Raw genomic sequence first — 12,170 nt, forward strand, 5'->3', positions numbered from 1 at the left:
TAGATTGTCGGGGCGCGGCGTGCCGCGTCCATGTTCAGCGGAGCCCGCTATTCCGCGGCGAATGGCGGGGCTCCCTACAAGGGATTAAAAAGCCATGACTTCACCGTTTAGTTACACCTCACCTACGGTCAGTGTGGAAGCGCTGAAACACTCCATCGCCTATAAGCTGATGTTTATCGTCGGCAAGGATCCGGCCATCGCCAACCGGCACGATTGGCTGAACGCCGTGCTGTTCGCGGTACGCGATCGCATGGTGGAGCGCTGGCTGCGTTCCAACCGCGCCCAGCTGTCTCAAGACGTGCGGCAGGTGTATTACCTGTCGATGGAGTTTCTGATCGGCCGCACCCTGTCAAACGCGCTGCTGTCGATGGGCATCTATCAGGATATCGACAACGCGCTGAACGAGATGGGGCTGAACCTGGCGGAGCTGCTGGAGGAAGAAAACGACCCCGGGCTCGGTAACGGCGGCCTGGGCCGGCTGGCGGCCTGTTTCCTCGACTCGTTGGCGACGCTGGCGCTGCCGGGGCGCGGCTACGGCATTCGCTATGAGTACGGCATGTTCAAGCAGAACATCGTCAACGGCCAACAGATGGAATCGCCGGACTACTGGCTGGAGTACGGCAATCCGTGGGAGTTTCCGCGCCATAACACCCGCTACAAGGTGCGCTTCGGCGGCCGCGTGCAGCAGGAGGGGGCCAAGGCCCGCTGGCTGGAGACTGAAGAGGTCGTGGCCATCGCCTACGATCAGGTGATCCCCGGTTTTGACACCGACGCCACCAACACGCTGCGGTTGTGGGGCGCACAGGCCAGTAATGAGATCAACCTCGGCAAGTTCAACCAGGGCGATTACTTCGCGGCGGTGGAAGACAAAAATCACTCGGAGAACGTGTCGCGCGTGCTCTATCCGGACGATTCGACCTCGTCCGGGCGCGAGCTGCGGCTGCGGCAGGAGTATTTCCTGGTGTCGGCCACGGTGCAGGATATCCTCAACCGCCATTGGCTGATGCACAAAACCTTCGACAACCTGGCGGACAAGATCGCCATTCACCTCAACGACACCCACCCGGTATTGTCGATTCCGGAGCTGATGCACCGGCTGATCGACGAGCACAAGTTCAAGTGGCTCGACGCCTGGGAAGTGGTGGAGCAGGTGTTCTCTTACACCAACCACACGCTGATGAGCGAGGCGCTGGAGACCTGGCCGCTGGATATGATTGGCCGCATCTTGCCACGCCATCTGCAGCTGATTTTCGAAATCAACGATCACTTCCTCAAGATGGTGCAGGAAGTGGCGCCGGACGACAACGATCTGCTGGCGCGGGTCTCGATCATCGACGAAACCAACGGCCGCCGGGTGCGCATGGCTTGGCTGGCGGTGGTGGCCAGCCACAAGGTCAACGGCGTTTCCGCCCTGCATTCCGAACTGATGGTGCAGTCGCTGTTCGCCGACTTCGCCCGGCTATTCCCGACCCGTTTCTGCAACAAAACCAACGGGGTGACGCCGCGCCGTTGGCTGGCGCTGGCCAATCCGCCGCTGGCGGCGGTGCTGGACGACTGCATCGGTCAAACCTGGCGCACCGATCTCAGCCAACTGAGCGAGATCAAAACCAACGTCGATTACCCGAGCTTCCTGCAGGCGGTGCAGCGCGCCAAACGGCAGAACAAGGAGCGGCTGGCGCTGTACATCGCCAAAACGCTCAACGTGGTGGTCAACCCGGATGCGTTGTTCGATGTGCAAATCAAGCGCATCCACGAGTACAAACGGCAGCTGCTCAACGTGCTGCACGTCATCACGCTGTATAACCGTTTGCTGGCTGACCCGGACATTGAGCGCGTGCCGCGGGTGGTGATCTTCGCCGGCAAGGCGGCCTCAGCCTACTATGCCGCCAAGCAGATCATCCGCCTGATCAACGATGTGGCCAAAGTGATCAACAACGATCCGCGCGTGCATACCCAACTGAAGGTGGTGTTCATTCCGAACTACGGCGTCAGCCTGGCGCAGATCATTATCCCGGCGGCGGATCTGTCGGAACAGATCTCGCTGGCGGGCACCGAGGCCTCGGGCACCAGCAACATGAAGTTCGCGCTGAACGGCGCGCTGACCATCGGCACGCTGGACGGCGCCAACGTCGAGATGCGTGAGCACGTGGGGGAGGAGAATATCTTTATTTTCGGCAATACCGCCGAGCAGGTTGAGGAACTGCGCCGCAACGGTTACAACCCGCGCCAGTACTATGAGCAGGATCCGGAGCTGCATCAGGCGCTGACGCAGATCGCCACCGGGGTGTTCAGCCCGGAAGAGCCGAAACGCTATGGCAATTTGTTCGACTCGCTGGTCAACCTCGGCGATCACTATCAGCTGTTGGCGGATTACCGCAGCTATGTGGACACGCAGGACAAGGTGGACGAGGTCTATCTCAATCAGGACGAGTGGACGCGGCGCGCGGTGCTGAATATCGCCAATATGGGCTACTTCTCATCCGATCGCACCATTCAGGAATACGCGGATGAAATTTGGCACATTAAGCCGGTGAAACTGTAAAGCGAGAGAGGAAAAAAGCAAAGGGCCGGATAACCGGCCCTTTTTCGTTACGCTGCAGCTCAGGAAGCCAGAGACAGCGCTTTCGTTTTCGCGTGTTCCGCCAGCCAGGCTTTCACTCGCGCCTGCTGCGCTTCGTCCAGCCACATGCCCAGCTTGGTGCGGCGCCAGATGGCGTCGTCCAGCTCCACGACCCACTCTTTCTCGGTCAGGTAGCGCAGCTCGGCTTCATACAGACCGTGGCCGAAATCTTCGCCCAGATCGGCGAGGCCGTTGGCGCCGGCCAGGATCAGCTCGCTCTGGCTGCCGTAGGTGCGGGCATAGCGGCGCGCCAGGGCTTCCGGCAGCCAGCCGTGCGCTCGGCGCAGTTTGGCCGCGTAGCCGTCGCGATCGCCGTCGATGTCACCGCCCGGCAGCGTGGCGTTTTTGGTCCACGCCGGGCCGCAGCCTGGGTAGTAGTGGGCCAGTTTTTCCATCGCATGTTCGGCCAGCTTGCGGTAGGTGGTCAGCTTGCCGCCGAACACCGACAGCAGCGGCGCCTTGCCTTGCTCGTCGTGCACGTCCAGCGTGTAATCGCGGGTGATCGCCTGCGGTGAATCGGATTCGTCGTCGCACAGCGGACGCACGCCGGAGTAAGTCCAGACGATGTCGTCGCGGCCCAGCTGCTTCTTGAAGTGATCGTTGTACACTTTCAGCAGATAAGCGATTTCGTTCTCGTCGATCTTCACGTCTTTCGGATCGCCTTTGTACTCCACGTCGGTGGTGCCGATGATGGAGAACTCGTCATTCCACGGGATCACGAACACGATGCGGTGGTCTTCGTTCTGCAGAATGTAAGACTGCGGCTGATCGTGCACGCGCGGCACCACGATGTGGCTGCCTTTGATCAGGCGGATGCCGTAAGGCGATTTCAGCTTCAGGCCGTCGTCGAAGAAGTTTTTCACCCACGGGCCGGTGGCGTTCACCAGGCCTTTGGCGCGCCAGGTGAAGGTTTTGCCGCTGTCGATATCGACCGCTTCCACCATCCACAGGCCGTTTTCACGCCATGCGCGGGTCACTTTGGTGCGGGTGCGCACTTCGCCGCCGCGTTTTTCCACTTCCTGCGCGTTCAGCACCACCAGGCGAGCATCGTCGACCCAGCAGTCGGAATATTCGAAACCGCGCTTCAGTTCAGGCTTCAGCACCGACTCTGGTCCAAAGCGCAAACCCTTGCTGCCCGGCAGGCTGGTGCGTTTGCCCAGGTGATCGTACAGGAACAGGCCGATGCGGATCATCCAGGCCGGACGCAGGTGCGGCTGGTGCGGCAGGCGGAAACGCATCGGGAACGCGATGTGCGGCGCCAGCTTCAGCAGCACTTCACGCTCGGCCAGCGCTTCGCTTACCAGACGGAATTCGTAGTGTTCCAGGTAGCGCAGGCCACCGTGGATCAGTTTGGAACTGGCGGAAGACGTAGCACAGGCCAAGTCTTGCGCTTCCAGTAGCAGTACCGACAGCCCGCGCCCGGCAGCATCCGCCGCGATGCCGGCACCGTTGATGCCGCCACCGATAACGATCAAGTCTTTGGTTTCCACGTCATCTTCCTCCAGATGTTCGAAATAGCTCTTTCATGTTCGTTTTCGCTCATGATTGTAATCAAAAACCAACAAGCAAGCCAAGAGTTAACCAAACAAAAACATTTAGGCGTGATAGAGGTAACAGTTTGGTGATGATAGTCACATAAATAGTATGGATATGGCGCGGGCGCGCAAACGGCTGTCGGTGAGGGGAGTCTGAAGGGATGAAACGGGGCGGCGGCGCGCCCCGCAGGTTAAGGCCGGATCAGCACAACTCCAGCTGCACGTCGTACTGTTCGATGATTTTCATCACGCTCGGCGGCGGCAGTTGGTCGGTAAACAGGTAGTCGATCAGGTTCATGTTGCCCAGGTTGACCATGGCGTTGCGGCCGAATTTGGAATGGTCGGTCACCAGCATCACGCAGCGGGAATTTTCGATAATCGCGCGTTTGGTGCGCACTTCGTGATAGTCGAATTCGAGCAGCGAGCCGTCCATATCGATGCCGCTGATGCCGAGAATGCCGTAATCGAGACGGAATTGGGAGATGAAGTCCAGCGTGGCTTCGCCCATGATGCCGCCGTCGCGGGTGCGCACTTCGCCGCCGGCCAGGATCAGGCGGAAGTCTTCCTTGGCGGTCAGCAGGGTGGCGACGTTAAGGTTGTTGGTGACCACGCGCAGGTTCTTGTGGTTCATCAGCGCATGAGCCACCGCCTCCGGCGTGGTGCCGATATCGATGAACAGCGTGGCGCCGTCCGGGATCTGGCTGGCGACGCGCTGCGCGATGCGGGCCTTCTCTTCCGACCACATCACCTTGCGATCGTTATAGGCAGCGTTGACCGAGCTGGAAGGCAGCGCCGCGCCGCCGTGGTGACGCTGGATCTTGTTCTGGTCTGCCAGGTCATTCAAATCGCGGCGAATCGTTTGCGGGCTGACGTCAAAATGTTCGACCAGCTCTTCCGTGCTGACGTAACCCTGCAGGCGCACCAGCTCGATAATTGCGTCATGACGCTGTGTTTGCTTCACGATAATCCCCTAAAACGCCCGCTATGCCCATTGGGGCATAGCTCCCGGCTGTTATTGTTCGTTGTGTGCGCGATGACGCGTATCCCAAAATGCCATCAATAACCCTAACACTAAACCGGCTATGTGTGCCGCGTTGGCGATCGACATTCCTAAAATATCGAAATATCCGGCCACCAGCCACAGCACCGAGAACACCATCAGGCCGCGCGGCAGCATCAGGCCGCGCTCCGGCGCCCGTTCGCCCGACAGCCACACATAGCCCATCAGCGCATAAACCACGCCCGACAGCCCGCCAAACAGCGCGCCGCTGAACAACGATTGCGCCCAGCCGCTGAAGAAGGCCGACACCACCGCCAGCACGAACAGCTTGCCGGCGCCGAGGCGTTTTTCCATCTGGCCGCCGAGATACCACCACCACATCAGGTTAAACAGGATATGCAGCAGGGAGAAATGCAGGAACGCATGGCTGACCCAGCGCCACAGCTGGGTGTATTGGCTGCTGTCCTGCGGCCAGGAGAGCCAGTACATCACGGTATCGTCGCCCAGCGCCTGCATCAGAATATAGACCGCGATGCACAGCACCATCACGCCGAGCGTCAGCGGCCCGGCCTTGCTGCGCAGGGTGTGCAGGTAGGATTCGCTCTGATAATGCAGGCCGGCGTCGGTATGGCCGGTCTGCCAGCTGGCGGCCTGATAACGGCGGTTGAGCGGATCGGCCAGAAACTGCTGCAGCTCGTGTTGCACCTGCTCGAGGTGACCGTCGTCGGCCAGCCAGATTTCCGCCGCCTCGCCGCTGTTGCGCAGCTCAAGCCGGATGCCCTGGGTCGCCATATAGTCGACAAAGGCCAGCGCCAGGCGCGGGTTGGATATGGCGATTACTCTAACCATTGCTCTTCCGTCGTAAGTGAATGATTTTGGCCGCGGCTTGCTCGCCGGCGACCCTGACGGCCGATTATAACGTCGAAATCCTGAGCGCTGGCAAACGGATCTGCGAAAAACCCGCGAAAACGCGCACAAAAACCAAGGGGAAGCCCGCCGACGCACGGCGGGCGGCGGGGATCAGGCAGAGGTTTCCACGTCTTGCGGATACTGGCGGGCCCAGGCTTCGAAGCCGCCGTCGATGCTGTAGACCGCGTCGAACCCCTGGTGCAGCAGGTACTGCGCCGCGCTGCGGCTGCTGTTGCCGTGGTAGCACATCACCATCACCGGCCGCTCGAAGTCGTTTTGCTGCATAAAGGCCGACAGGGTGGCGTTGGTGAGGTGAAAAGCGCCCGGCGTATGCCCGGCTTCAAAACTTTGCGGATCGCGGATGTCGACCAGGGCGGCGCTGCCCTCTTTCCAGCGGGTGTACGCCTGCTCAACGTTGATCGCTTCGAACTGTTCCATACTGCTGACTGCCTCGTAATAGGGGGACGCCGCTATTGTAACCAACTCTGCGGCGTTTAAGACCAGAGGGATATCAGGGTTTTTACGCGCCGTACCCCATCATTTTCAGCAGTTGCTGCGCCTGCTGCACCGCCTCCTGGCGATGAGCCACGCCCAGTTTCTGATACAGGTTGCGGATGTGCGTCTTGATGGTGGTGGCCGCCACATCCAACTCACCGGCGATCTGGTCGTTGCTGTAACCGGAATAGATCAGCCCCAGCACCTGCCATTCGCGTTGGGTCAGCGGGCTGGTGCGGATCAGTTCCGGCACCTGCGGATGGGTCAGCAGCTTATCGACGAAGTTCTCGTCGAAATGCGCGAACTTGTGCCGATGATGCTGGTTGATGTCGCGCAGGATGCGCTGGGCGCGATGCTGTTCCAGCTCCGGCAGCGTGTTGAGCTGGATCAGCTGGCGCAGCTGCTGCGCCATCGCTTCGCCTTCGATGACGAAGTGGCTGATAAAGCCGGTGCGGTTGGCCAGCGACAGCGCTTCGATCAGCGCCTGCTGCGCTTCGCCCTTGCGCTCTTGCAGCCAGTAGAGCTGGTTGCTGAGCAGCAGGTTGCGGTTGAGATCGCTCACCAGCCGCAGGCGGCGGGCGTTTTCGTTCAGTTCATCCAGCACCACGCCGGCCTCTTCATACTGGCCGAGCAGGAGCTGCACCCGCGCGATGTTGCGCCATTGGCCCTGCGTGAAGTGGTTGTCCGCCATGCCGGGTTTTTCGGTGTGGCGCAGCCACTGGGCGGCGGCGGCGGTGTCGCCGGTCATCTGCCAGTGGATCACCCGCGATTTGTCGGTGTTGGTCAGCCAGTCGCGATGATAGTGCGCGCCGTGCAGCAGGGTTTCGCAGCGCTGCAGGTGGGTGTTGGCGTTGTCCAGATCGCCGCGCGCCAGCGAGCATTTGGCCAGCATGGCGATGCACTGCAACTGCTGCTGCGGTTGGTAGTTAGCCAGGATTTTCAGCCCGGCGCGCGCCGCGTCTTCCGCTTCGTCCAGCCGCGACCATGACCACAGGATCTGGGCGCGGATGCGCAGCAGGAACTCGTGCATCGGCAGCTGTTCCAGGTGCTGCTCGCGGATCAGTTCGAACGCCTTGTCCTGGGTTTCGTAAGCGGCCTGCAGGAAGCCTTGGGCGATAAGGATTTCGCTCTGCTGCAGCAGCGCCCAGAGCGCGTAATGGTTGGCCTGATGACGACGCGCCATCTGCTCGGTCTGCTGCATCATCGGCAGCGCGCGCGCCAGTTCGCCCTTGCAGTGGTGCACTTCGCCGGTCACCGAGGTGGCGACGATGCGACTGTAATAGCTCGACAGCGGCAGGAATTTCAACGCTTCGCTCGCCAGCCGCTCGGCTTCTTCCGGTTTGCCGGCGTTGATCGCCACCTGGGCGCGCAAGGCGTCAAACTCGGCGTGCAGCGTTTGGTCTATCTCGATTTTTTGTTCGCGCATGGTGCGCTCGGCGCGCTCCAGCAGAGTGTTGACTTCGCTGTAGCGGTGCTGGCTCTGCGCCAGCCAGGCCTGCAGCAGCGCCAGCTTGGGGTTTTGGATCAGGCGCTCATACGGCAGCGCGTTGAGGCACTCCTCCAGCAAGGCCAGTTCGCTGTGGTGGAACAGCGACCAGGCGTGTTGCAGCAGGATATCGCGCAGCATGCTGACGTCGCTGGCCGCCAGCGCGTGGTGAATGGCCTCCGCCGGATACCCCAGCGCCAGCCAGCCTTCGGCGGCGGCGCGGTGCAGCCCCGGTAGCTCCAGCGCCAGCTCCCACTGGCAACGCTGGCGCAGGAAAGAGGCGAACAGCGGATGGAAGTTGAACCATTCGCCGGTGTCGTCCATGCGGTGGATAAACAGCCCCTGGCGCTCCAGCTCCTCCAGCCGCTGCTGGCCGTTGTCTTCGCCGGTCAGCCGCACGATCAGCGCATCGTTCATTGAGCGCAGCACCGAACAGCGCAGCAGGAAGGCGCGCGCATCGCCATCGACGTGGTCCAGCACTTCGTCCACCAGATAGTCGGACAGGTGACTGGCGTTCAGCCCCGCCAGCCGCTTGGCCGACAGCTGAGCCGATGAGGCGGATTGGCGGGCCGACAGCGCGATCAGCTGCAGCGCGGTGGCCCAGCCTTCGACTTCGTCGCACAGGCGGCTGCTGTCCTGCTGTTCCATCGGCGCCGCCAGGCGGCAATCGAAGAACTGTTTGGCTTCCTGATGGGTGAACGCCAGCTGCTGCGTGCCCATTTCCAGCAGCTGATCGCGCACCCGCAGGTTGGCGATGCCGAGCGGCGGCAGAGTGCGCGAGAGCAGGATCAGCGTCAGGTTTTCCGGCTGATGGCGCAGGAAAAAGCGCATGGCTTCGTGAATGGCGTCGTTGGTGATCAGGTGATAGTCGTCGATCACCAGGTACAGCGGTTGATGCCAGTCGGCCAGCTCGATAAACAGCTGGGCGAACAGCGCCGACAGGCTGGCGTACTGGTGTTTCTGGCTCAGCGCCTCGCTCTTGACGCAGCGGCCGCCGCTGGCCTGCTGCAGCGCCGCGATCAGGTAGCTGGCGAAACGCTCCGGCTGGTTGTCGCTCTCATCCAGGGAATACCAGCCCAGATCGGCCTTGCCGGCCGCCCATTGGGCGATCAGCGTGGTTTTCCCGTATCCCGCCGGGCAATTGACCAGTGTCAGACGATAGTTGCCCGCGCTGGCCAGTTTGGCCAGCAGGCGATCGCGGATCACGGTATTTTGCAGCCGTACCGGGCGGCTCAGTTTTGATGGGATCAGCATAGTATTCCAGGGTATAAATCGCGGTTCCCGCCGGGATTGGAGTGGCGCTAATTATTTTATGGTTCGTAATTAATAGCTCCCCCTAACTTCTGCCAACCCTAAACGTATTGCAACAAGCTTCCGCATCGGCTTGGAGTTAAGTTGCTATCGATCACACTTTTTTACGTTTGGCGTCGGAGTACGGCGATACGGTGGCAGATCGCATTTCCGGCCATGGACAAAACTTCAGCAGCGCGAATACTTGTGCTAACGTCAGGGTTAACGTTCTCAGTGCTCGCCGCACGCGTTGGCGGGCTTTTTTGCATCGTTGCAAGGGAGTCAAAAAGTGCCTGAGATCACAATTCCAGCTACGCCCCAATCCTCCTCCCCAGCTAATCCCCAGGCGGGATGATGCCGTCAGGCTTTCTCACCGGCACGATAGCGGCAATTTGACCCACTTACTGGATAGAGAGTTTTCCTTATGTCACAGCCTACGCTCAAGAAGGATGCTTTTCTGGCGGCGCTCGCCCGTCAGTGGCAACGGTTCGGCCTCAGTTCCGCGCAGCAAATGACGCAACATCAATGGTGGGAAGCCGTCAGTGCGGCGCTGGCCGAGCAACTGGCCGCACAGCCGGCGCCGCGCAAAAGCGCCAAACCGCTGCGCCACGTAAACTACATCTCGATGGAGTTTCTGATCGGCCGGCTGACGGCGAACAACCTGATCAACCTGGGCTGGTACGACACCGTCGAGCAGGCGCTGGCCGAGCAAAACGTCAAGCTGGCGGATCTGCTGGAGCAGGAAACCGATCCGGCGCTGGGCAACGGCGGGTTGGGGCGGCTGGCGGCCTGTTTCCTCGACTCGATGGCGACGGTGGAACAACCGGCCACCGGCTATGGGCTGAACTACCAGTACGGGCTGTTCCGTCAGTCGTTCCGCGATGGGCAACAGCAAGAGGCGCCGGATAACTGGCAACGCGAGAGCTATCCGTGGTTCCGTCACAACGCCGCGCTGGCGGTGGACGTGGGCATCGGCGGCAAGCTGGAAAAGCAGGCCGACGGCCGAGAACTGTGGCGCCCCGCCTTCACCCTGCGCGGCGAAGCCTGGGATTTGCCGGTGCTGGGGTATCGCAACGGCGTGGCGCAGCCGCTGCGCCTGTGGCAGGCGACCCATCAGCATCCGTTCAACCTGAGCGATTTCAACGACGGCAAGTTCCTGCAGGCGGAGAAGCAGGGCGTAGAAGCCGACAAGCTGACCAAGGTGCTCTACCCGAACGACAACCATCAAGTCGGCAAACGCCTGCGCCTGATGCAGCAGTATTTCCAGTGCGCCTGCTCGGTGGCGGACATTTTGCGCAAGCACCATCAGGCCGGCCGCAAGATTGAAGAGCTGCCGAAGTATGAAGTGATCCAGCTGAACGACACTCACCCGACCATCGCCATTCCGGAAATGCTGCGCATTCTGCTGGACGAGCACCAGTTGGAGTGGGAGGCGGCCTGGGCAATCACCAGCAACACCTTCGCCTATACCAACCACACCCTGATGCCGGAAGCGCTGGAGTGCTGGGATGAGAAATTGGTGCGCAACCTGCTGCCGCGCCATTTCTCCATCATCAAACAGATCAACGCCAGGTTCAAAAAGCTGGTGGATAAGCACTGGCCGGGCGACGAGGCGGTGTGGGCCAAACTGGCTGTACACCATGACAAGCAGGTGCGTATGGCCAACCTGTGCGTGGTCAGCGGCTTTGCGGTCAACGGTGTGGCGCAGCTGCATTCGGATCTGGTGGTGAAAGATCTGTTCCCGGAATACCACCAGCTGTGGCCGAATAAATTCCATAACGTCACCAACGGCATCACGCCGCGCCGCTGGCTGAAACAGTGCAACCCGGCGCTGTCGGGCCTGATCGATGAGACGCTGAAGGTGGAGTGGGCGAACGATCTCGACGCGCTGCGCGGGCTGGAAAAATTCGCTGACGATGCGGCGTTCCGCCAGCGTTATCAGCAGATCAAACGCGACAACAAGGTGGCGCTGGCCCAGTACGTGCACGGCGTGATGGGGTTGACGCTCGACCCGGACGCGATCTTCGACGTGCAGATCAAACGCCTGCACGAGTACAAACGCCAGCACCTGAACCTGCTGCATATCCTGTCGCTGTATCGCCAGCTGCGCGACAACCCGAACCTGGACATCGTGCCGCGCGTGTTCCTGTTCGGCGCCAAGGCGGCGCCGGGTTACTACCTGGCGAAGAACATCATCTACGCCATTAACCAGGCGGCCGAGAAGATCAACAACGATCCGCTGGTGAAGGATCGCCTGAAAGTGGCGTTCATCCCTGACTACCGTGTGTCGGTAGCCGAATTGATGATCCCGGCGGCGGATATCTCCGAACAGATCTCCACCGCCGGCAAAGAGGCTTCCGGCACCGGCAACATGAAGCTGGCGTTGAACGGCGCGCTGACGGTCGGCACGCTGGACGGCGCCAACGTCGAAATCGCCGAGCAGGTGGGCGAAGACAATATCTTTATCTTCGGCAATACCGTGGAGCAGGTGAAGGCGATAGTGGCGAAGGGTTACGATCCGCTCAGCTACCGCAAGAAAGACAAGCACCTGAAGGCGATTCTGGACGAGCTGGCGAGCGGTGCCTTCAGCCACGGCGACAAGCACGCGTTCGACATGATGCTGCACAGCCTGCTGGAAGGCGGCGATCCCTACCTGGTGCTGGCGGACTTTGCCTCGTACTGCCAGGCGCAGCGCCGGGTCGACGAGCTGTATCGCGATCGGGACGAATGGACGCGGCGGACTATCCTTAACACCGCGCGCGTCGGCATGTTCAGCTCGGATCGCTCGATCCGCGATTATCAGCAGCGTATCTGGCAAGCCAAACGTTAAGGAGA

Annotated in this window: 7 protein-coding genes; 2 read left to right on the top strand and 5 right to left on the bottom strand. The window is 61.0% G+C overall.

The window, feature by feature from the left end:
* Positions 1-94: 94 nt before the first annotated feature.
* Positions 95-2,542 (top strand): glycogen phosphorylase, encoded by a 2,448-nt coding sequence (gene glgP, locus ACMGF9_RS00565; RefSeq protein WP_049240503.1) that lies wholly within the window; start codon positions 95-97, stop codon positions 2,540-2,542.
* Positions 2,543-2,601: 59 nt separating this feature from the next.
* Here the strand turns inward: glgP and glpD are convergent, their stop codons facing one another.
* The 5 genes from glpD to malT form a co-directional block, all read right to left on the bottom strand.
* Positions 2,602-4,110, bottom strand: coding sequence for a glycerol-3-phosphate dehydrogenase (glpD, locus tag ACMGF9_RS00570; RefSeq protein WP_004930801.1), 1,509 nt, complete (start codon positions 4,108-4,110; stop codon positions 2,602-2,604).
* A 247-nt stretch (positions 4,111-4,357) separates the two neighbouring features.
* Positions 4,358-5,116: a DeoR/GlpR family transcriptional regulator gene (locus ACMGF9_RS00575; protein ID WP_004930797.1), complete on the bottom strand. Its 759-nt coding sequence runs from the start codon at positions 5,114-5,116 to the stop codon at positions 4,358-4,360.
* A gap of 51 nt (positions 5,117-5,167) precedes the next feature.
* On the bottom strand, positions 5,168-6,004 hold the full coding sequence (gene glpG, locus ACMGF9_RS00580) for a rhomboid family intramembrane serine protease GlpG (protein WP_015379321.1): 837 nt from the start codon (positions 6,002-6,004) through the stop codon (positions 5,168-5,170).
* A gap of 171 nt (positions 6,005-6,175) precedes the next feature.
* Entirely contained in the window at positions 6,176-6,502 is a 327-nt protein-coding gene (gene glpE, locus ACMGF9_RS00585; RefSeq protein ID WP_004930790.1) for a thiosulfate sulfurtransferase GlpE, read from the bottom strand.
* A gap of 82 nt (positions 6,503-6,584) precedes the next feature.
* A complete protein-coding gene (gene malT / locus ACMGF9_RS00590) occupies positions 6,585-9,299 on the bottom strand; it encodes an HTH-type transcriptional regulator MalT (RefSeq protein ID WP_015379320.1) in 2,715 nt (904 codons plus the stop codon).
* Positions 9,300-9,759: 460 nt separating this feature from the next.
* Between malT and malP the strand changes: the two genes are divergently transcribed.
* Complete coding sequence (malP, locus tag ACMGF9_RS00595) at positions 9,760-12,165, top strand: maltodextrin phosphorylase (protein WP_414160478.1); 2,406 nt, start codon at positions 9,760-9,762, stop codon at positions 12,163-12,165.
* Positions 12,166-12,170: the final 5 nt, after the last annotated feature.

It is taken from the genome of Serratia sp. BNK-23 (genome assembly GCF_047456145.1).
Lineage (GTDB): Bacteria > Pseudomonadota > Gammaproteobacteria > Enterobacterales > Enterobacteriaceae > Serratia > Serratia nematodiphila.